The sequence below is a fragment of the Fischerella sp. genome, from assembly GCF_013388695.1.
GTDB lineage: Bacteria > Cyanobacteriota > Cyanobacteriia > Cyanobacteriales > Nostocaceae > PCC9605.
Genome location: NZ_JACAEU010000009.1, coordinates 15,938 through 38,922, shown reverse-complemented (window position 1 = coordinate 38,922; position 22,985 = coordinate 15,938). Strand labels below are relative to the sequence as shown.

General features: G+C 40.5%; 17 protein-coding genes and 1 pseudogene. 13 read left to right on the top strand and 5 right to left on the bottom strand.

Annotated elements, in window-relative coordinates; all coding sequences use genetic code 11:
* Positions 1-46: 46 nt before the first annotated feature.
* The 3 genes from HXY43_RS01320 to HXY43_RS01310 all read right to left on the bottom strand — a co-directional run bounded on the left by HXY43_RS01320 (position 47) and on the right by HXY43_RS01310 (position 3,206).
* On the bottom strand, positions 47-991 hold the full coding sequence (locus tag HXY43_RS01320; protein WP_290878988.1) for a glycosyltransferase family 2 protein: 945 nt from the start codon (positions 989-991) through the stop codon (positions 47-49).
* A gap of 94 nt (positions 992-1,085) precedes the next feature.
* Positions 1,086-2,033: a glycosyltransferase family 2 protein gene (locus tag HXY43_RS01315; RefSeq protein ID WP_290878986.1), complete on the bottom strand. Its 948-nt coding sequence runs from the start codon at positions 2,031-2,033 to the stop codon at positions 1,086-1,088.
* Between the two features lie 405 nt (positions 2,034-2,438).
* Entirely contained in the window at positions 2,439-3,206 is a 768-nt protein-coding gene (locus HXY43_RS01310; protein ID WP_026734690.1) for a hypothetical protein, read from the bottom strand.
* 343 nt (positions 3,207-3,549) lie between these two features.
* Between HXY43_RS01310 and cobU the strand changes: the two genes are divergently transcribed.
* From cobU to HXY43_RS01260, 10 genes are all read left to right on the top strand, one after another.
* On the top strand, positions 3,550-4,116 hold the full coding sequence (gene cobU, locus HXY43_RS01305; protein WP_290878982.1) for a bifunctional adenosylcobinamide kinase/adenosylcobinamide-phosphate guanylyltransferase: 567 nt from the start codon (positions 3,550-3,552) through the stop codon (positions 4,114-4,116).
* A 203-nt stretch (positions 4,117-4,319) separates the two neighbouring features.
* Complete coding sequence (locus tag HXY43_RS01300; protein ID WP_290878980.1) at positions 4,320-4,751, top strand: hypothetical protein; 432 nt, start codon at positions 4,320-4,322, stop codon at positions 4,749-4,751.
* A gap of 470 nt (positions 4,752-5,221) precedes the next feature.
* Positions 5,222-5,503, top strand: coding sequence for a CTB family bacteriocin (locus tag HXY43_RS01295; RefSeq protein ID WP_290878977.1), 282 nt, complete (start codon positions 5,222-5,224; stop codon positions 5,501-5,503).
* Between the two features lie 409 nt (positions 5,504-5,912).
* A complete protein-coding gene (locus HXY43_RS01290) occupies positions 5,913-6,227 on the top strand; it encodes a hypothetical protein (protein WP_290878974.1) in 315 nt (104 codons plus the stop codon).
* 84 nt (positions 6,228-6,311) lie between these two features.
* Positions 6,312-8,462, top strand: coding sequence for a peptidase domain-containing ABC transporter (locus tag HXY43_RS01285; RefSeq protein WP_290878972.1), 2,151 nt, complete (start codon positions 6,312-6,314; stop codon positions 8,460-8,462).
* Between the two features lie 190 nt (positions 8,463-8,652).
* The gene (locus HXY43_RS01280; protein ID WP_290878969.1) at positions 8,653-10,065 is read left to right on the top strand and encodes an HlyD family efflux transporter periplasmic adaptor subunit; all 1,413 of its coding nucleotides are present in this window, start codon (positions 8,653-8,655) and stop codon (positions 10,063-10,065) included.
* 311 nt (positions 10,066-10,376) lie between these two features.
* Positions 10,377-11,084, top strand: coding sequence for a hypothetical protein (locus HXY43_RS01275; protein ID WP_290878967.1), 708 nt, complete (start codon positions 10,377-10,379; stop codon positions 11,082-11,084).
* 142 nt (positions 11,085-11,226) lie between these two features.
* The gene (locus HXY43_RS01270) at positions 11,227-11,904 is read left to right on the top strand and encodes a response regulator transcription factor (protein ID WP_026734683.1); all 678 of its coding nucleotides are present in this window, start codon (positions 11,227-11,229) and stop codon (positions 11,902-11,904) included.
* A gap of 136 nt (positions 11,905-12,040) precedes the next feature.
* Positions 12,041-13,927, top strand: coding sequence for a CHASE2 domain-containing protein (locus HXY43_RS01265; RefSeq protein ID WP_290878962.1), 1,887 nt, complete (start codon positions 12,041-12,043; stop codon positions 13,925-13,927).
* A gap of 905 nt (positions 13,928-14,832) precedes the next feature.
* The gene (locus tag HXY43_RS01260) at positions 14,833-15,573 is read left to right on the top strand and encodes a DUF928 domain-containing protein (protein ID WP_290878959.1); all 741 of its coding nucleotides are present in this window, start codon (positions 14,833-14,835) and stop codon (positions 15,571-15,573) included.
* A gap of 184 nt (positions 15,574-15,757) precedes the next feature.
* Here the strand turns inward: HXY43_RS01260 and HXY43_RS01255 are convergent, their stop codons facing one another.
* Positions 15,758-18,400: a CHAT domain-containing protein gene (locus tag HXY43_RS01255; RefSeq protein ID WP_290878957.1), complete on the bottom strand. Its 2,643-nt coding sequence runs from the start codon at positions 18,398-18,400 to the stop codon at positions 15,758-15,760.
* A gap of 714 nt (positions 18,401-19,114) precedes the next feature.
* Between HXY43_RS01255 and HXY43_RS01250 the strand changes: the two genes are divergently transcribed.
* Together HXY43_RS01250 and HXY43_RS01245 are read left to right on the top strand one after the other, a co-directional pair.
* Entirely contained in the window at positions 19,115-20,080 is a 966-nt protein-coding gene (locus tag HXY43_RS01250) for a ribonuclease Z (RefSeq protein ID WP_026734679.1), read from the top strand.
* A gap of 77 nt (positions 20,081-20,157) precedes the next feature.
* Positions 20,158-20,751: pseudogene (locus HXY43_RS01245) on the top strand (tyrosine-protein kinase family protein); the annotation flags it as partial.
* A gap of 689 nt (positions 20,752-21,440) precedes the next feature.
* On the opposite strand, the gene aroB reads toward HXY43_RS01245, so the two are convergent.
* On the bottom strand, positions 21,441-22,601 hold the full coding sequence (aroB, locus tag HXY43_RS01240; RefSeq protein WP_290878954.1) for a 3-dehydroquinate synthase: 1,161 nt from the start codon (positions 22,599-22,601) through the stop codon (positions 21,441-21,443).
* 264 nt (positions 22,602-22,865) lie between these two features.
* Here aroB and petL point away from each other — a divergent pair, with 264 nt between their 5' ends.
* Positions 22,866-22,961: a cytochrome b6-f complex subunit PetL gene (gene petL / locus HXY43_RS01235; RefSeq protein ID WP_072032410.1), complete on the top strand. Its 96-nt coding sequence runs from the start codon at positions 22,866-22,868 to the stop codon at positions 22,959-22,961.
* Positions 22,962-22,985 lie beyond the last annotated feature (24 nt).

The window sequence follows — 22,985 nt, the reverse complement described above, 5'->3', positions numbered from 1 at the left end:
TGAATTATTTTCTCCCCCACTCTCCCACTCTCCCACTCCCTCACTCCTAGCTAACTGTCTGCCTAACTTCTTGAGGAAGAGATGATTGTGTTGCTATAGGGGTAGATTTAGTATTGAGCTTACCGCCGCAGTGGCGTAACTCGTAAAGTTTCACACCTATTTGATACTCATATTGGCTGAGAAGCCGCCCATAAATATATCCAGCCCTACCATCTAAAAAACCACGCTGGATAATGTAGAACAAAATAAATCGCAAAAATGGTTTAAATGGTAGCCGCACCCAAATCTGTTTCAAAAAGCGTTTGCGTTGTACTGCATCACCAAATAGTTTCGCGCCAATAGTTCCGCTGTCGTGGTTAGCTGTGAGTAAATTGTAGTAAACACGGGCTTCCCAATTAGAATAACGATTATGTCTTTCTAACCAGTGAAACAAATCACGAAAATCTTCATGAAGCATGTCATTTTTCAGATATCCTACTTTCCCATCTAAGATGACATGTTCGTGAACTTCGTTATCACCCGTATTGGGAATATCTTCTGTGTTGAGGTTTTCGTAGCGCCCTTTTTTATGCTTAAATAAACGCAAGTTCCAATCAGGATATTTGCCGCCGTGGCGAATCCATTTACCTAAGAAAAATACGCGACGGTTAAGGTAGTAACCATTGTATTCTGGATTTTCAATTGCTTGGGCAATTTCCTCCCACAATTCGGGGGTGATACGCTCATCGCAATCAACTATTAGAACCCACTCATTGCGAAAAGGTAAATTTTCTAAAGACCAATTTTTCTTTTTTGGCCAGCGCCCGTTGAAATGAAATTGCACGACATTTGCACCGTAATTTTTAATAATTTCGACACTTTTGTCGCTACTTTGCGAGTCTACCACAAATATTTCGTCTGCTCTTTGCACGCTAGCAAGGCAGGCTGGCAAGTTTGCTTCTTCGTTTTTTGCTGGGATTAGTACAGAAACTGGTATTTTAGATAAAGACATATATGTTTTTGTTAGTGGTTAGTGGTTAGTGGTTAGTGGTTGATGGTTGGTGGTTAGTGGCTGGTTTTATCTCATCAATAATGCCTACTAACTACTAACTACTAACTTGTTTATTTTGTTTTGATGAAGTTAGAAGACCCGCAATAGCGGCATTCAAATAACCAATCTGACCATAGGCATATACAAATTTGTCAAATCTTTCTGCGGGATCGGCAAAATATTGTATTGCCTTATATAAACCACGTAAAAATCGTTTGCTACCGCGTCGCAATTGACCAACACCAGCTGTGCCTGCTAGTTGTTCTCGATAACACTCACTAATACCTTGCCACCAGCCTCTATTTAAAAACCAGGAACGCTTCAAGCGTTCGGGATCAACATTATGAAGCACGTGGGCGTCAGGAAGATAAGCGACTTGCCAACCCCGTTGGAGAGCAAGTTCGGTCATTTGCAGTTCTTCGTTAGATAATAGTTTTTTACCTACACGACCAAGGTGAGGATCAAAACCGCCAATTTCTTCTAGGAAACTGCGGCGGATAGAGTAATTTAAGCCTCTGGGGGTTAAACCAGGTTTGTCGATGTAGACTATGGTGTTGCCTAAGTCGTATGCGCCCAAATTAGTGGCTAATCCTCTCGATAGCCACTGTGGTGCTTGCATTCCCTCAGGCCATAACAAGCTTACTTTGCCACCAGCGATCGCTAATTTCGGGTGATTTTGATAGGCAGTGTACAAAACTTGCAGCCAACTCTCGCTCGCTACCGCATCATCATCAAGGTATGCTAATATTTCACCGCTGGCAAATTGAGCACCTGTATTGCGGGCGACAGATAGACCAACAACAGGTTCAAAAATATACTTAAGGCGGGGGTTACTAGCCCTTTCTTCTACAACAGCACGGGTGCGATCGCTAGAGGCATTATCCACCACTACCACTTCAAAGCCAGCGGCAAAATTCTGCGACAGAAGGCTATCTATGGCAGAACCTAAATAGGTATCTCGATTGTGAGTACAAATGATGGCAGAGATTTGCGTGTCTGGCATAGAGAATTTAAGATTTTGGATTTAAGATTTTGGATAATGTTAGTTGTTGGTAGTTGGTTGTTGCTTGTTCCAACCAACAAACAACAAACAACAACTACTGACAAAATCCAAAGGACACTGCTCTGGAGCTAATCTATACCAAAAAATCCTGACTCACCACCGAGTTTTTTCGGAAATCATCTTAAAATCTTCACGCAAAATGGCCGTTGCGAAATTCGCCACCCTAGAGCATCGATTCAGTGTTTATGAATTCTTAGTGCAGTAAGACCAGGGAAATGGGGAAAGACACCCTTCGGGAAGTCAAAAGTATCAAGTCAAAAGTCACGCGTTAGAATCTTTACTTTTGACTTTTGACTTTTGACTTTTGACTTGTTTTGTCTCCTGCCAATCGTATAACAGCCTTCTTTACTGGCATTGAATGTGACCGTGTAAAACCACTAAAGTTTCAGCCAATTGTGTGAGACGAGTTTCTAAGTATTGCTTGCGTGCTAACAATTGGCGTAATTTTTGGTAGCGGGCGATCGCCATACTGACGCTGGCAACCTGATCGGGTGGACAGGGACGTGACCAGACTGTACCAGAAGCATCCAAACCACACAAACGGTAGCCGGCACAGGATGATTGATAAGATATTTTTTCTTGTTGAGCGCAAATTTCTTCTACATAGTCCATCAAGCGATCGACTTCTGCATGGCGTAGTGTGGCGTTTCCTGTCGGTTCTTCGCCTGTGTAAGACTCTAACCAACCATTAACAATAGGTCCTTCTAAATAAAGGTCTTGTATTTGCCGCACGATTTTTTGCAATTCTGCTTGCCAACCAGCAACGATTTCCTGTATTTCTTCCAACAGGTTCATTGCTAATGCCGGATTAGGCCCATTGCGATGACTGGTAAAGCTAGGTGTTTTGAATTTGGGGAGGCTTGGCGTTTTGCAGGCGTTCTCTTCTACCGAAAAGGTTTGCACGGTTGTTTGATGAGGCTCTAGATACTCTTCTTGTTGCTGAGTATGCTCATTCTGGGACGAGATATTATTATTAGCTGCCTGTTCTGATACACCAGTGCTGATCCGAAACGATAAAGACTGCTTGCTTGTATCTTCTGATTCAGCGGCAGCAGTACCGCGATTTCCTAAATCGTGCAGTGTAGCCTCAATACGTTTTAAACCTGCTTTCATAAGGATATCTCTAGCTTTGCTGTGACTTGTGGTATTTAATGATGCTGATTCGTCTGTTGGGATTTTTGACTTTTCCCAAAATTGCATAAAAGATGCTGAGTGTTAATTTTATCTCTTAAAAGTTAATTGGGGTCAAAAATCTCATCCTGAATGTGAAAAATTATGGTATCTAAGTTACAACCCTAGTTAATTAAAGATACTAACTAAACTGCTTAGAGTAAAGTCACAAAGAAGAAAACAAAAGACAAAAGGCAGAGTCAGGAGGAACACCCCACAAACTCGCCGCTTCGCGTGAATTTGTGGAAACCCCGGCAGGAAGCAAAAGGCAGGAGGATAAAGTTTAATGAATAAAATCATTTTGGTAACTGGGCCTGCACGTTCTGGTAAAAGTGAATGGGCAGAAGCTTTGGCAGTGCAGTCACAAAAAGCAGTGATTTACGTGGCAACAGCAACTTGTAACGATGCAGATCATGAGTGGCAACAACGCATTCAAAAACATCAACAACGCCGTCCTCAAAACTGGGTAACACTGGAAGTGCCTGTGGAATTATCTGCTACCCTTGCTGAAGCGAAACCAAACACCTGTATTTTGATTGATTCTTTAGGAACTTGGGTAGCTAATCTCCTCTCTCAGGAGGAAGCAATCTGGGAAAAGACTGTGCAAGAGTTATTAGAGACAGTGGAATTAGTCGCAGCCGATATGATTTTTGTTGCCGAAGAAACAGGATGGGGTGTGGTGCCAGCTTATCCTATCGGTCGTACTTTTCGCGATCGCTTGGGTGCTTTGGTGCGTCAGTTGAGTGCAATCTCTGCATTAGTCTATTTAGTTACTGGTGGTCACGTTCTCAATCTGAGTCTGCTTGGTTCCCCATTGCCAACCTGGGGAAGAGAGGGGGAGATAGGGAGATAGGGAGATGGGGAATTGGGCATTGGGCATTGAGCATTGGTTTTCTTACCGATACCCATTGCCCCTTGCCCACCAACCACCAACCACCAACCACCAACAAATAACTATTGACCAATGACCAATGACTAATGACTATTGACTATTCTTAATTATTTATTCCGAATTCGCGAGCCACAATCCAAAATCTAAACTATAAGATTGAGAGTATGGCATCTCAAAAAGAAGTAAAACGATATCTCGCTTACTGGTTTCAGTTAGGAAAAAGGGTAATAGTTGGCAATAGTGCAGAAGCATTGTTGCCTAAGTCTGTCATAGTAGGCGATCGCTACAGCGACGAGTTTGAGGAATGCTGGCGAAAGATTACCTCGCAAAATTCAGGCGATTGTTACTTAGAAGGTACACACGAAACTATCGCTGAACTCTTAACACCCAGTTGGGAGATGTTCCCCTGTGCCCGTTGTACTATGCCAGTACCAGTGCGAAATGTAGGTATGCCAGCTGAGTTATGCCCATGCAACGATCTATCCGGCTGGCCTAATATGGAAGTACCGCTGCCGCGAAATCCTGTTAGCAGTCAAGGGCAACTGAAGACGATTCGCGATCGACTTCTAGAGAATGAGCATTCATCTAATGGTTGATTCTTAATTTGTTAAATGTAAACAATCTAGAGTACTTTATGTTGAGCAATACACGTAGCGTGGTGTTATGCTTTTTCTGGGTGGATTAGAGATAGCATAATATACAGCTACGAAAGTCTTATATTTTATTTGATTGATTAACTGAAGCATTCATAACAATTGATCGTAATCTCTATTTTGAGAGCCTGTCCAAATAAATCCAGTTTCTTGTAGAAACTGGATTTTTTATTGGTCTACGAGAATAATCCCAAGTTGATTGGATTTAAATGTATTTTTCGGAAATGACACTAGCATTATCCTGCAATTTGTGATTCTCAACCTGGCAATTAAGTTTGCACGAATTTCTAATGCTATATCTATTGGCGACCGTATATCGTAATAAACAAGCAAAGAGTTGAATCGCCAAACAAAGGGCAATCAACTAAAGCCTCAAAATTAACACCAAGATTACAACCAAGGAGTTTTCAACTATGTCTAACGAAATTTTCGCATCTGATATGTTCGTTGATGTAACCGAAGAACAACAGCAGATGGTTGCTGGTGGTGGCGACTATGACTACGGAAAGTATTTCCCAGGATTTAAGGAAGTTGCAAGGTCTGACTTCTCTCAAGCATTCAAGAGCTTTACCTTAAAGACTGCCACATTTGCCGATGCTAAAGGTGCAGGCACAATGAAGGAATTGAGCACTGAACAAGCGAAAGTTGATGCCTCTGCTCTAGAAAAAATTCACATTTACCCCTGGCATTACTAAAAAATTACAATTAGGCAATTAAGTTGTGCATTAATTGCCTAATCCGGATTCCAGAAAGTTTTCCTCCCTTTGATTATACAACAACTGAACGCTTTTGAACGCTCTAGTTTGGTGTGTGTGATAAGGCTTAATAATTTATGACTCTGGAATCCTCAATTTCGTCCTGCATCTTTGCTATATAGGTTTTTTCTATAGTTCAGTCAGCTATCAGCTAATCGGGTAATTGCATAGATGCGATGGTTATTCATCAAATCTCTATCCCTTACAGCTGGTAGCTGACTGCATATAGAAAATAAAAATTAGTTAGCGGTACTAAATCAGGGAATCCTAATAACGCCAAAAATTGCTTGAATACTTAATTTTGCTGTCAAATTTCTAAAATTACTTTGATTTCAAAAGAGGTGATACTGTGGCTGATGATAACAAATTGACACAATCCGATTTATTTACGGAGTTATCTGAGTCAGAACAGGAAACCGTATCAGGAGGATTTGATTTTGTCATTCAAAGGCATGATATAAACTCTTTTGCAAGTAATGAATTCAACGTAGATGAAAATCAACGTAGTATTTCTTCCAAGCAAACATCTGCATATAACTCTTCGCTAATTAGTTTTGGATTTAATATGAATTCGGTATTTGGAGATAGTATGCGTAGGATGCGTGAATATGGTTTCAGCCCCTTAAGTTTCATTCGTAGAATAATTTTTTACTTATTTTATTAGACGTAAAAATAAATATCAAAAACAGGCAAACAGAATTGATAATACCTCCGGATTCTGGGTCTCAATGTTTGGGGTGAATTACTAATGAAATACAAAGTTATTCGACAGCATAGTGAAGAAGACTGTGGGGCTGCTTGCCTGGCTTCCATTTCTAAATATTATGGACGTAGTTTTACTCTCAATCACATTCGTGAAGCGGTAGGTACTGGACAGTTTGGAACCTCTTTATTGGGATTAAAGCGAGGTGCAGAAACACTAGGGTTTAATGCTCGCCCAGTGAAAACTTCACCAGAACTTTTAAGTCGAATGAAGGAAGCACCTCTACCAGCTATTATTCACTGGCAGGGGAATCATTGGGTTGTTTTATATGGTAAGCAAGGTAAAAAATGTGTAGTTGCCGATCCGGCAGTTGGCATCCGTTATCTGTCTAAAAAAGATTTAGCAGAAAATTGGACAGATTGGTTGATGCTGTTATTGCAGCCAGATCCAATTCGCTTTTATGCTCAAGAAGACGACAAGGTTGGCGGCTTTTGGCGTTTTTTCAAGCGTGTTTGGATGTTTCGCGGCATACTGGCACAAGCCTTACCTTTAAATTTAGTTTTGGGTTTGCTATCTTTAGCTTCGCCGTTTTTGCTGCAAATTCTGACTGATGATGTATTGGTGAGAGGGGATACAAGGCTGCTCACTACAGTGGCGATCGCTGTGGTCGTAATGCAATTTGTTTCCACTAGTCTTTCATTTGTACAGTCTAACTTAATTGCTCATTTTGCTCAACGTCTACAATTGGGTTTAGTCTTAGAATTTGGGCGACAAATTTTGCGATTGCCTCTTTCTTACTACGAAGCTCGTCGTAGTGGTGAAATTGTTAGCCGCTTGCGAGACATAGACCAAATTAATCAATTAGTTGCTCAAGTAATTGTCGGTTTGCCCAGCCAATTTTTTATTGCGCTGGTTTCTTTTGGTTTCATGATTTTTTATAGCTGGAAATTGACCACAGTGGCTGTAGTTGTCGCCGTGGTTATGACTCTTTCTACAATTGTCTTCCAGCCAACTTTACGAATAAAAACACGTGAATTATTAGTTCAAGAAGCAGAAGCTCAAGGCGTTTTAGTAGAAACCTTTAAAGGCGCACTTACACTCAAAACTACCACAGCAGCACCGCAATTTTGGGATGAATTTCAAAGCCGATTTGGTCGTCTTGCTACCCTCACCTTAAACACAATTCAGATCGCCATTGTCAATAGCACCTTCTCTGGCTTTATCGCTGCGATTGGTAGCGTTGCTTTGTTGTGGTTTGGTGGTAATTTGGTAATTCAACCGCAGGAAAACCTAAGTATCGGGCAACTACTAGCATTTAATGCCATGAATGCCAATTTTCTTGGCTTAATTGGTAGTGTCATTGGTTTTATAGATGAATATACTCGCGCGAGAACGGCTGTTCAGCGTCTAACAGAAGTTATAGATTCCACTCCAGAAGATAATAAAGATGCCAAGAAACAATTTGTCGCAATACCTGGAGAAGCTGACATTGTTTGTAACAATGTTAATTTTCACTACGCTGGTCGAATAGACTTACTAGAAGATTTTTCATTGACAATTCCAGGTGGTAAAGCAATTGCTTTTATTGGCAAATCTGGCTGTGGTAAAAGTACCCTTGCTAAACTAATCGCAGGTTTATATCCATTGCAATCGGGCAATATTCGGATTGGAATTTATAATCTAGATGACCTTTCTCTTGATTGTCTGCGCCAACAGGTAATTCTAGTTCCTCAAGACGCTCACTTTTGGAGCCGTTCTATTGTCGAGAATTTCCGCTTAGGAACACCCCACGTTTCATTTGAGCAAATTGTCAAAGCTTGCCAAATTGCTGAAGCTGATGAATTTATCAGTAAACTTCCTGACAAATATCAAACTGTTTTGGGTGAATTTGGTGCAAATATTTCTGGCGGACAACGTCAACGACTAGCAATAGCACGAGCTATTGTTACAGATCCAGCAGTCCTCATTTTAGATGAATCTACTGCTGGACTCGATCCAGTCAGTGAAGCACAAGTTTTAGATAGATTATTAGAGCATCGTCGTGGTAAAACGACGATTTTGATCAGCCACCGCCCTCGAGTAATTAATCGTGCTGATTGGATTGTGTATTTAGAGCAGGGCAAGTTAAAACTTCAAGGTTCTGTGGAAGAGTTAAGCTCCCTAAGTGGCGACCATTTAGACTTTTTAATTCCTTGAAGTTGGTAATGGATAGTGGTTAGTAGATAGTAGATAGTAGTAAAGAATAATAATCAGCTACTAACTATTAACCACTAACTAATAACCACTGTAAGGGCGGGTTTTGATAGATCTTTTGTGATTGAAGCCTATAAATTTGTAGCTAAACCCGCCCCTACTAACTACTAACCACTAACTACTAACTACTAACATGCTCTACACTCATAATCAAAAACTTCTTCCCTCAGTTAATACTGACGAATTTCTGCCACCAATTGGCCGTTGGACATCGTTAGCTGGTCTGTTTCTGATCGCAAATTTTGGTATAGCGATCGCTCTGGCTTCATATATCAAATACAATGTTACAGTCAGAACAAGTGCGATCGTTCGTCCAGCGGGAGATATTCGGGTAGTTCAACCAGAAATAGAAGGAACTATTAAAGGTATTTTTTTTAAAGAAAATGAAATAGTCAAACAAGGAGATATTATCGCCCGTCTTGATGATACGGAATTGCAGATCAAGCACAGCCAATTGCAAAATAGTATTCAAGAAGCCATTCTCCAATTAACTCAAATTCAAGCCCAAATTCAAACTTTAGATATTCAAATTGAGGCAGAAAAAAGACTTATTGAACGAACTGTTGTTTCTGCCCAAGCAGACTTAGCACGCAATCAACGAGACTATCAAAACGAGCAAGTCAAAACTCAAAATGAATTGCTAGCAGCCCAAGCAAATTTCCAAAAAGCTGAAGCTGGTTTAAAAAAAGCTTTAGCGGATTTAAAGTTTGCTAAACAGGATCGCGATCGCTTTCGAGAACTAGCTGAATATGGGGCAATTGGTAAGCGTGATTACGAGCAGAGAAAACTAGCTGTTGAGCAAGCATTATTAGAAGTTGAAACGGAACAAAAAGCTGTTGATATCGCTAGAGCTAATCTACAAACAGCTAGAGCAGGTCTTAATCCTAGTGCAGCAACGGTGGAGATTGCTCAAGAACGTATAGCTCAAGAACAAGCAAAAGGAGAATCAAGCCTTGCTGCTTTGCTTAGAGAGAGAAATACTTTAATTCAAAGAAAAATTGAAGTTAGAAATCAAATCCAACAATATCGAAAAGAACGACAAAAAATTCTCATCCAAATGGAAAGTAGCGTCATTCGCGCTACCAGTGATGGAATTATCCTCAAGCTAAATTTACGCAACCCAGGTCAAGTAGTGCGTCCCTCAGAACCTGTAGCAGAAATTGTGCCTTATAATGCGCCTTTAGTTGTTAAAGCCATGATTCCTGCTGCTGAAATTAAAAAAGTTGAAATTGGTCAACAAGTGCAATTACGAGTTGATGCTTGTCCCTACCCTGATTACGGTACTCTTAAAGGTGTTGTCAGTGCTATTTCTCCAGATGCGATCGCACCTGCAATCAATAATCAAGCCGCGATCGCAGCAGGTAACACTACTCCTAATGCTGGCTTCTTTGAAGCTACCATTCAACCCGAAAAACAAAGTTTTGGTGATTACAATCGTACCTGCAATATCCAAGCAGGAATGAATGCTTCTGCTGACATTATTTCTAAACAAGAAACCGCACTGCAATTCCTGCTTAGAAAAGCAAGGCTAAGTACAGATTTATAAGCAACCTCCACTCTTGCACTTCTCACGCCCTCGCTTCTCCTACTTACCCCTCTGTCTAAATGAAAAAAATAAATATTTTGTAGCTGATTCCCTGGCTTTGCCTGGGAATGTCATCGTGTATATACTTTAGATAATCTACTAATCATAAAATTTAAAACTTCGGTTATCAATTATGCAGTTTTCGGCAATAAAAACAGCTTATTCTGGCAACAATATTGTCTGTTTCAAACGATTTTTTTGGCATAAAAATGCCATATCCTACTTAATACTACTCCCTTTCACTAGGCAATTAACTAAGCTACCAATGTCCTGTGAATTACCAATTGGCTATACAAATTATAGTTCTGATTGTCTACATTATTACACTGACTTTGTTTGTCATAACATATCATAAAACCCAACAAGCATTGCAATGGTGGTCTGGTAGACAATCTCTAAAACTCTTCCTGGAAGCAGAAAAAATCCGGGACGAATTATTGCAAGAATCTTTCACAATTCGCCGCAGTTTGGAATTATTACCAGAAAATAATTTGGAACTATCGATAAACAAAACTCAAGAATGCTTAAGAAAAATTGATAATTTTCATCAATCCTTGGCGCACTTGAGCGATCGCTTATTTCCGGCGTATCTTCAAGACAGCTTACCTCTAGCAATTCAGTATTTATTAGAACCTTGGGTAACATCCTATCCCCACATATATTTTCATGTTGATCTGCCTACCTCTTGGCGACATGAACCAGCAGAACGTAGCCTGATTGTTTTAAGAACTTTAGAAGAGTTACTTAGAATTAGTTTGCCAGAGGTTTTGACCCAAATTTCAATCTACGTCAGATTAGAACAACAGGCAGATATCAGTAAGCTGATGGTGCAAATTACTTACCCTGATATTTCCACTCTTATATTTTACAAAAATTTACCTGATTTTCAATTCCTTTGTGAAGCTTTTAAATTTTTAACATCAGGTAAATGTTTTTGTCATAGTAAGAATCTGAGCGTTACTTGCTATTTCTATTGGTAGGTAATAATTACGTAAAATAGCTTATATTATATAAATATCATTAAATAATTTAAATTTTACGTTTCTATACACAAACTATTTTCTTCGTGTAGATTAATAAACGGAGCAGATAGTTATCTACTTAATTTTTGGGGTGTAAATTATGAAACAAGTTTTATCAGGAAAAGCATTGTTAAAAATTTTGGTAATTGATGACCATGAATCAGTTTTAGGTGGAACGATAGAAGTACTGCGAAAAAAATATGCAGATGCTGAATTTATTACAGCTGTCACAGCCCAGCAAGCTCTCAATCAAGTAGCGAGTATGCAGCCTGAACTTGTGGTTATGGATCTGTCTCTACCAGAGAGCCTTGGAAAAATGGCACGACCTGACACGGGTGTTAAATTACTCAGAAATTTAATGAAAAACCATCCAACTCTCAACATTGTAGTCCAAAGTGCTCATGTCAGAACATTAGTGCGGCTTAGACCTGATATTGATGTTCATAAAGGAGGTTTTACAGTTGCGGATAAAAGTCTTTCTAGTCAGGAAATGTTGACCAGAGTAGATTGGGCATTACAAGGATTAACTCATACAAAAGATATCAAGGGAATTCATTCTGGATTAGAGGTAAAACCAGAGTGGTTGAGGGTGTTAACTCTTGCATTTGAAGAGGGGTTAACAGATAAGGCAATTGCGGAGCGAATGTGTGTTGGCGAACGCATGGTGCGCCATTACTGGAGCAAGCTACAAGACGCTTTAGACGTTTATCCTGAAGATGGAAAAAATATGCGAATTCAAACGGAAATGCGAGCTAGAGAAGAAGGGTTAATTGATTAGTCATTAGTCATTAGTCATTAGTCATTAGTCATTAGTCATTAGTCATTAGTTAGTGGTTGGCGGTTGGTAGTTGGTAGTTGGTTGAAGTTAACACCAAACAACAAACACCAAACAACAAACAACAAACAACAAACAAATGCAGGCTGAATTTTGGGGAAGAGTCAAAGAGGAATTAGCCATTTGGCGTGTGGGTGGATTACCAGGTATAGCGGTGATTGGACTGGTAATAGTTACTCGTTTAAGTGGTTCCATGCAGCCTCTAGAATGGCTAACCTTTGATAATTTGCTGCGTCTGCGTCCCACCGAAACGATTGACGAACGCATTGTGGTTGTGGGAATCAATGAAGAAGATATCCGCAGTGTGGGAAAGTATCCCATACCAGACCGAGAAATTGCAGCACTGCTGAGGAAATTAAATTCTCTCGCCCCCAGAGTTATTGGTCTTGATATTATTAGAGATTTACCTGTTGAACCTGGTCATGCTGAACTTGTCGGTGCGTTTGAGGACATCAAAAATTTAATTGCTATTGAAAAAGTTTTACCTGAAGAAATCGCTCCCCCACCAGCACTACCTTCCGAACAAGTTTGTTTTGCAGACCAAATTATCGATGCTGACGGGAAATTGCGGCGTAGCTTGTTAGCAACGCCTACAAAAAGAGAATACAAGTTATCTTTGTCTATTTGTTTGGCAAAGGCTTACTTAGCTAATCAAGGTTTTAGCTTAGAAAATGGTATTCGCGACCCTGAGGCGATGAGGTTCGGCAATACTGAACTACCTCGGTTTTTACCTAACTCTGGAGGGTATGTCAGAACCGATGCTGGTGGGGTACAGGTACTACTTAATTTTCGTAGTGGTCAAGAAAGATTCAGGATTTTATCTTTAAATCAAATTAAAACTGGGAAATTTCAGCCGGAGTGGATACGCGATCGCATTGTGATTGTGGGGGTAACTGCGCCCAGCGTCAAAGATTTTATCACTACTTCCGCAGTTATATCTACTAAACCTGCCAGCGGGCGCATTTATGGAGTGGAAGTTCAAGCACACGCAGTTTCAGCGATTGTCAGTGCTGTACTTGACTCCAGACCACTTTTAAACACTTGGGCAGACGAATGGGAATACGTATGGATCGTAGGCTGGGGCCTGTTGGGAATTATTTTCGCCAGACTCACCAACTCTCCATTTCGGAATCTTTTCGCTGTTGCTACTGCCAGCACAATTTTAATAGTCGCTAGCTATTTACTTCTGTTGTTTTGGGGTTGGTGGGTGCCATTAGTGCCAGCAATGCTTGTGTTGGTGTTAAATGGTGTTGGGATGACTGCTTTATATCAATATGACCAAGCACTGCGTTCTAGAATTGAAGCTCGTCAAGCCCTGATTGAACGTACCTTTGAAACAATTCATAACGGACCCTTGCAAACTCTGGCAAAAGCATTGAAGCGGGTTCGAGAACAGGATAGGCCGTCAGAAGAATTACTGCCAGCTTTAGAAAAAGAACTGGAAAAATTGAATCATGAACTACGGGGAATATATGAATTTTTACAACGAGAACCTCTAACTCAAGATAGAAGTCTTTATTTAGGAAGTGGTCTACTGCTGAATTTGCACGATCCTATTCATACAGTGCTTTATCAAGTTTATGACCATACATTAGAGCGAGAATTTCCATGCTTTAGCACTCTCAGAGTGAAAATAGTTACATTTGATCCGATTGACGATCGCCATCTGAGTATTGAACAAAAACGCGGACTCTGCCGATTTTTAGAAGAAGCTTTGTGTAATGTTGGTAAACACGCCACTGGTGTAACCCGTCTAGAAGTAAGTTGCACTCAAAACGAAGGGTGGTACACTCTCAGAATTATTGATGACGGTTCAGGCAGCATCTCCACCCGCGAAGGTAGAGGAACACAGCAGTTTAGAAATTTAGCCAGACAACTAAAAGGAAAATTTGCGCGATCGTCTCTTTCTCCTAGAGGTACTCTTTGTGAACTGTCTTGGCCTATATCAAAATTCGGTTTTTGGTAATTTTTTTTTCTTATCTTTATCCAAAATTTAGCCATTAATAATTTACATTTTTTCATGAAAAACAAGTGAAAATACATAGATAATAATTAAAGAGACTATAAAGAAAAAATCAGCTCAATAAATAATACAAATTTTATACCTTGGGATTTTTATCTAGCATTAAATATATACATCCATAATAATAACTCAAATCAGCTATAAACCCTAGCATTTGGTTATTTGGGCTAATATTAGCAAAATGGTTAAACCAAAAATCAGTTAAAAATATATCATCTTTGCAAACAGTAAAACATGGTTTCTACTTGTAAAATCAAACTCTTAAAATAATGTGATAAATATCTAAATATATATCAACAATAAATCTACCCTTCGGTAAGGCAAATTACTAAAATTTAAAATGAATTTAGTCATTTTTAGTAATACAATTAGAGTGGATAAGTAAGTTGGCATAAATCAGCATATTTCTTGTGGCGACTGTTCGTGATTGGTAATTGTCGTTTATTGTGTATCGTTTGTTGTACCCTGCGCAAAGCTGCTAGCACACGGCAGGTGCTCATTTTGGGAACCAAAAAGACTGCACTGCCTCGTCTATGGAACAACCAACTTCAGCAACCAAGCACCAACAACCCTCTGATTTATGTTTCTTAATGCCTAGTTACTTAGTCCAATCAACCCTCTGTTGTTACTCCTACCAAGTTAAATTCTGCGCTTCTCCATGCAAGAATTTTGTTAATCACCTCAAAATACAGAGATTTAGAGACAATTATTGCCTTAGACAACCAAAATCATAGATGACATAATACTTGCGAGAGATGACTCTGGTTTTTGTCCAATTAGAGTGAAAAAAGAGGGTCAATTTATAAACATTTACTATGATTTTCTTAGTGCAATGCCAGAGGGGAAAGATGATGACTCGCCAAAAGTGGCTCTTGCACAAAATTTTTAATCCTAAGATTTTAACAATTTGTGCTTTGACCATTACGCTCTCATTAACTCAGGCGACGTTAGCCGCATATAAGCCACCCAGCGATCAAAAACCACCAAGTGGCTATACAGACTCATCAGGAATTAGAGGCAGATGCAAAACCATTGGTACTGGTTCGTTAACCCTACTTGCCCCTGTTACACACGTTGGGCAAACTACTTCAGTTCATCCCACCTTTGCTTGGTTTGTAGCCCACCACCAAAGGGTGCCGATGGAATTCTCTCTCTATGAGTTTGATAACAACGATCAACCCCACAAGCTAATTTACAAGTCACAGTTGCAGAGTTCACCAGGGATTATGAAATTATCCTTACCACAGGAGCAACCTGGTTTAAGCGTTGGTCAAAAATATTTATGGCAAGTAGAAATTTTATGTAACCGTAACCGCCCATCGCGTAATTTACTGGCAAGGACAGAAATTGAAGTTGTGGCAATGCCAGCGAGTTTAAAAGATGCACTCAATCATGAGCAAGACCGCACTCAAAGAGCTACTCTCTATGCTGAGGCTGGTATGTGGTACGATGCCCTGAGTGAAGCATTAAATCCCAGTAACACAGGAGAATTGGGAAAAGCAGCGGCTAATTTGATACAAGACCTGGCTAACTTGGAACAATCACCGAACAGTGGGGATTTATCTCAAATTGCTTTGGGTGAAAATTAATATGTTGGTGGTTAGTAGTTAGTAGATAGTAGATAGTAGATAGTAGATAGTAGATAGTAGTTAGTAGATAGTAGATAGTAGATAGTAGATAGTAGTTAGTAGATAGTAGTTAGTAGATAGTAGATAGTAGATAGTTGTTTGTTGTCCTACTAACCACTATCCACTATCCACTAACCACTATCCACTAAAGCCAATTACCCAAAACAATGAACGGTGCCCAGTAATAAGGATGAGCATATTTTTTTCCTAAAGCAATTAATTCCTGCTGTGCCCTTTGCAAAGCCTCAGCTTTACTGGCTCCCTGATTGTGCCAATATTCATAAAATTTCGTAACTAGAATGACGGTTGCTGCATCGTTAACCGACCATAAAGAAGCAAGAGTACTTTTCACGCCAGCTACTACCGCTACACTAGCTAGACCAAGAGTAGCGCGGTCATCTCCACGGGCAGTTTCACAAGCAGTCAGTGAGAGTAAATCAACTGAATTCACATTGCTAACTGCATTGTTAACAATACTATACAAGTCGTTAATCGTGAGTTTGTGATTATTGCCAGTAACGAGAAAGGTATCTTCGGGAACAATGCCAAATTCACCGTGAGTGGCGATGTGAATAATCGGATAAACAGTCTGCTGGAGTTCTGCTTGCAGGCGATCGCGGGTAAAATCTCTATCTAACAATTGTTTGCTACCAGGGATGAGCGTCAAAACTTGATTAATTTCCTGTTTGACGTTGGTTAAAGCCTGATATTCCCGACCATCTACCATCGCATCTTCAGTTAATCCTACAGCTAGCGCTCGTAACTTTTCAGGCTTGGCTTTGAATGGATCTGTCAAACTCATACTAGGAGTAGATGCGATCGCATATTTCTCGATTAAAAAGCGTTTCCCATCATGTAGTGCCGCCATTGGTACACTACGGAGAATACCATCTGGAATGAAAACCAGGGTTTTGACCTGCAATGAATCTAAATCATCTGTGAAAGGACGAACAATCCAGTCGTATAGCTTCTGTGCTTCCCGGCGATTGTAAATGATGTCACTACGTCTCTCCAGTCCGATGCGAAATTTGTTAATTTCATCTTTCAAGCTTTGACGATCAAGGTTTATCCACTTCAGTTTAACTTCGCCATTAGGAAGACAAACAATTATGGCAGTACGGTCTTCAAAGATAATTGACCAAAATACTGCTGTTAGTGTGTTAGAGCCTAATAAATTAGCTTTGGCTTGATTAACTGTTCTAAAAACAGAATCGTTACGGAAGTAATTTCGCAGTTCTGCAAGTTTTAGAGCATCAAGGCTAGCGATCGCAGAATTAAGATGACTGGATGCAGTTTCAGGATTGTCCACACTTAACTTTAGGGCTATTAACTCGCGATAAATACGTTCTAAAGTATCGCGAGGGTCAGGTTGCAAGTCTGGATTAGCAACCACAATCTGAGCATGGATATTTTCTAGGTTAGCAACTGCTTGCTCATAAGCTGCGATCGCCTCATCAACACGATTTTGTGCTCTCAAAATTCTTCCAACTTGCCAATCCCACAAATACAAGCTATCTTGAGCCTTCAATTGTTTTTCAGCAGCCTGTTGCGCTTGGTGAGTTAATTTTAGTGCTTGTTTATAATCTTGACGACACTCATAAATATGACCAAGATAACCAAAAGCAAAAGATAAGGCGCGATCGTCTTGCAAGTCTTGAGCGATGGAGACTGCCCGATTGAGTAAATCTAAAGCTTGTGATTCTCTTTGAGGTGTTGGACATTCAGTTAAGGAGAAAGTTGCTTTAGAAGGCAAAGATTGTAAAAAATGAGCTAATTGAATAGCTGCATAGACTTTTGAGGGAGAATTTGGTAAACGTTCTAGTAGTAATAAAGCTAGTTGCAATTTGGTTGTGGCTAAGTGTGATTTTTTGGTGCGATGTGCAGGCGGAATAGAAGAGATTAGTAGACGAATTTCGCTTAGTTTATCTTGGCGTTGACGCGCAATTTCCAAACTTTTTTGGAAATATTGCAAAGCTAGTAAATCATTTTCTAAAGCTTGTTTTTTCCAAATTTCAGCTTCGTCATGGTCGCCTGCATCCGCAGTTGATTTGGCACGACTATAACCGAGTTGAGCTAGATTGATGTAGGTATTTCCAAGTTTATTTAAAGCAGAAGCGTGATATGTTAAGTCGTGAATTTCTACAGCTATTTTGATACTAGATTGTAAGTCAGTAATAGCTTGCTTGTAGTTGCCTTCCAGTCGATAAGCCTCTCCTCTACTCACCAAAGCAGCCGCTTCTAAACCATCATCATTGTAAGTACGGGCAATCTGCAAAGCGCTTTGTGAAAGTAGCATTGCCTGATTGGGTTTGCCCAAACTGTTGTATGCTTGCGCTTGTTGGGTAAGCATTTGACCCACATTTAGCCACTCATGGGCTTGACGATAGTAGGCGATCGCTTCTTCCCAATAGGCGATCTCTTCCTCTGTCTTGCCTATCTCTTGATATAATCTCGTCAAGTTCTCAATTATACTCGTCTTGCTGACGTTATTGTCATTTTGTTTAGATGTATTCAAAGTTGTTTGCCAGGGAGCGATCGCATTTGTGAAATCTCCTTTTTTGTATTTTTTAATACCTTGCTCTAGTCGTTGATTAGTGTCATCAGACGAAACCAATCGGCTAGGGTTGTGGCTATTTTTTACTATTGTTTGTGCGGTTACATTTCCTCTAAATATTCTTTGCCAAGGTGATAATGGCAAATGTCCTATAAACAAGCTACAAGTAAAACTGCACACAAATAAAAATTGCAATAAGCGACCGACACTCGATGTCCGATGTCTGCTTAGCATAAGAACAATTAATGTAAATTATTACAAATATGTCTGCTCTACGTACTGATAATTTACTTTAAGTTCTGGTTAAATTACTTTTTAAATTTAACGTTTTGCTCACAAACAAAAACTTGTTATTTATGAATATTCTGTAAATAAATCATATTTAATTGCAAAGTTTTGGTATTTGTTAAAATATTTATATGTTTAAATAATAATATAAAGATTTTTTTGATGAAAGAAATTAGACTTTACTTTTGGTAAGTACGTCCACATAAATTAACCTCAGACGCTTTCAGAGCAGCTTTTTCAAACAAAAAATATTTATGTCCAACTATTGATGTCCACTTACTTAAGTACTGTAATTAAAGGCGATTGGGGATTGGCGATTAGGGATTGTGGTAGTGGTAATCAAACGAAAAATTATGGAAGGGGATTTAACCCCAAGGGGCGTAGCGTAGACACCTGGTAGACAGGCTTAGCCTGACTTATCGGCGGAGAGTGGGCGGTTTCGGTGTAGGGTAGGGTCAAAAAAGGGGCAAAGGAAGCAATTTTTCTCCCTTGTCTTTCCCCTCTCCCCTTCTCGCAGGGTAGAACTTGATGACTTTTGACATTGCACTAAGTAATTTTACTTTGCTAGCTTATTGATGTTAAAGAAGATATTTTTCTGAGTTCCGTGCCACCATATAGAATAGAGCGCCAAATTCAGTAGAGGAAGGCAGATATAAAGCTGTGCAGATAACATTCTTAGGGACGAGTTCCGGTGTACCGACGCGATCGCGCAATGTATCCAGTGTCGCTCTGAGATTACCGCAACGAGCAGAGTTGTGGTTATTTGACTGTGGCGAAGGCACTCAGCACCAACTTTTACGCAGTGACCTCAAAAGCAGTCAACTCTCCCGAATTTTTATTACCCACATGCACGGCGATCATATCTTTGGATTAATGGGTCTTCTTGCCAGTTGTGGTTTGGCAGGTAATGTCGAACGCATTGATATCTACGGCCCACCCGGATTAAACGAATACCTGCAATCAGCCTTGCGCTACTCCCATACACACTTTTCTTATCCTGTTAAAGTTCATACCAATCGTCCAGGTGTAATTTACGAAGACGATGAATTTAGCGTCACCTGCGATTTCTTGCATCACCGCGTCACTACCTTCGGCTACCGTGTAGCAGAAAAAGACCGAGCCGGACGTTTTGATATTGAAAAGGCCAAAGCCATGCAGATTCCACCCGGCCGAGTTTACGGTCAACTTAAACGTGGTGAAACCGTGACTTTACCTGATGGAAGAGTGTTTGATGGCACAGATTTTTGCGGGCCGACAGAAATTGGACGCAAGATAACCTATTGTACAGACACAATTTATAGTGACAGTGCAGTGGAATTAGCACGGGATGCAGATGTGCTAATTCACGAAGCAACCTTTGCTCACCAAGATGCAGATATGGCTTTTCAGCGGTTGCACTCCACCTCCACAATGGCAGCGCAAACAGCTTTAGCTGCTGGGGCACATCGCCTGATTATGACTCATTTTAGTCCCCGCTATGCTCCTGGAAATTCCATCGAGTTAAAAGATTTGCTTAAAGAAGCCCGTGCTATTTTCCCTCATACAGATATGGCTTATGATTTTATGACTTATGAAGTACCTAGGCGACGAGAAGTGGAATTAACCCAAACAAGTGCCTCAAAATAACGTTTGTGTTGATCTGCTGTTGTCAGAGATTCTCATAAGAAATCTCTGACGAAAAATCCTTACCAGTCTACGCGTTGTGGCCTGCCCACGAAACGCTGGATATGGCTTACCAAAATATTCAAATCCTTAAATCTCCGTTGTCCAGCAAGTCCCTGATGTTAACATCAGCATTACCGAAGGAAGGCAAGACTACTTTAGCCTTGGGACTGGCGGTGAGTGCTGCGCGAATGCATCGACGAGTACTAGTGATTGATGCCAATTTGCGGGAGCCTAGTCTACACAAAATCTTGGAACTCTCTAATGACTGGGGACTATGCCTGTTATTGGTAGATGAGGCAAATACTTTTACTCAAGATTATATCCAACCTATTCACCCTTCCATTGATGTTTTGACTGCTGGTTCTACTCCAGAAGATACGGTGAAACTGCTGAGTTCTCAGCGCATGAAAGAACTGTTGGAGTCCTTTGAGCAAACTTATGACCTAGTGTTGATAGATGCTCCTGCTATTCTTAACACGGTCGATGCCAGAATTTTAGCCACGTTTTGCGATCGCATTGTCATGGTGGCACGCATCGGTAAAGTCACCCAAGCCGATCTCATTCAAGCAACAGAGATTTTGAGCCACTTGAATGTAATTGGCATCATCGCTAATGCTACCAATAATACATAGTAGACTTCCTGCAAAAGCATCTTTTGCAAAAAGTCCAGTTTTTGGTTACTTGCCACAGACCACTAATACTAATTCTCTGTAAACTTGCACATCATAATCGGCAATAAACCACTACAGTTCAGACAAGGTCGCAAACTTGACTTGAACTGAATTCCCAATTTCCTCACATTTTCCTCATATTTAACGAGTAATATCTCAAAAATAGCCTAAAGTCTATGCTAGTTCTCTAGGTGTAGAGACGTTGCATTGCAACGTCTCTACAAATTTCATAGATGGGTAAATTATCTTATCACCAAGCTTGCAGGCTATAGCTCCAGACTTTAGCCTGCAAGCTTGGTTTGTATAGTACTGATTTAGGAGAACCATTGAAATTTAACAAAGGATGTGAAGCAGAATTTGAAAACCATGTTCTTCATCCGAACATCCAATTTACCGATGAGTCAATTGACTATCTTGCTTCCCATTACTCTTTTGTTGCAGCCTGCAAAGATACTTTTTTCCGCCTTTTTCCTGATGCTTTCGTTTTCCTTTCTAAACTTCATCGCTCCACTATTGTTAAGTTGAAGAAGTAGGGAATAGACCTAGGCGTGAAAAATAATGTAGAGACCGTAAATTTACGGTCTCTACAAGGATTTTGGGTAACGCATAATTAAATTCGGTCGATGTCTAATGAGAAATAGGGAATAAAATTACATTCCTCGCAACACCTGCCGGATGATATCTGCTGGTACTTGGTCTGTCACTGTCACTACACCGATTTGCGTTGGCAATACAAACCTAACTTTGCCTGCTTTCACCTTCTTATCTATTTTTAACGCCTCAATAATTGCTTCTATGTCTAAACCACTGGGTAACTGAGTCGGTAAACCTGCTTTTTCAATGAGGGCATCTTGCCGTTGTGTCTCTTCCTGCGTCCACATCCCCAGTTCCACAGCTATCTGTCCTGCTGCTACCATGCCAATGGCAACGGCTTCACCGTGTAGCACTTGTGTATAACCCGTCAAACTTTCCACGGCATGACCAATGGTGTGTCCGTAGTTGAGTATCGCCCGCTGTCCCGCTTCTTTTTCATCTTTGCTGACGACATCGGCTTTAGCTTGACACGAGCGAGTTAATATGCTGTCCATGAGTGAAGATCCCCCCTCGCCCCCCTTTCCAAGGGGGGTAGGAGAGTTATAGCCCTCCTTATTAAGGGGGGTTGGGGGGATCAAATATTCCATTTCATCCAGGCGCTGACTCGCTTCTAACTCGTCAAACAACTGGGCATCCCAAATGACGCCGTACTTGATCACCTCCGCCATGCCAGCACGAAACTCTCGGACGGGTAGCGTTTTCAACACTTCTGGGTCAATTAATACCAGTCGCGGTTGATTAAATGCCCCAATCAAGTTTTTGCCTTGGGGATGGTTCACGCCTGTTTTGCCACCAATTGCTGCATCTATCATCGCTAACAAGGTGGTGGGTACTTGCACAAAGTTGATCCCACGCAGCCAAGTCGCCGCTGCAAAACCCGTCATATCGCCAATGACTCCACCTCCCAAAGCTACCATCGTGGCGGAGCGTTCTAAGCGATTTTCTAGGGCTGCATCGTAGATTTTTTGTACAGATTCCAAGGTTTTGTAGTTTTCCCCATCAGGCAGGATGTAGCTAGCAACTTCAAAACCAGCGGCTTTTAGTGATGCGATCGCTCTTTCGCCATAAAATTGAAAAACATTTGGGTTAGAAACCAGCAGTACCTTCTTACCTAGCTTCAAAGTCGCCATGCGATCGCCCAGTTGATCTAAGCTACCAGGTGCGATCGCAATATCATAAGACTGCTGCGGTAGATTTACTTTGATCGCAGAAACCATCACCAACCCCTTTGCAAGCACGTGTCGGTATTCTACCGCAATGTGGGGAATGGGGAGATGGAGAGTAGTCAATTAAAAATTCAAAATTCAAAATTCAAAATTCAAAATTTTTAATTTTACATTTTTAATTCCCCGAAGGGGAGATGGGGTGATAGGGAGAATAACCACTAACTACTAACCACTAACCACTAACCAATGACTAATGACCAATGACGATTGACTAATGATTCAATAGATTTAGTAAATAATTGTGGAGAAACGTAAATGTTCGCTGTAGTATCTTATGTCGTCTTCTTGGCTATATTCTTGGGCATCGCTGTCGGTTTGCTGTTTGGTTTGCGTGCTGCCAAGATTCTTTAAAAGATAGGGAAACAGGGAGATGGG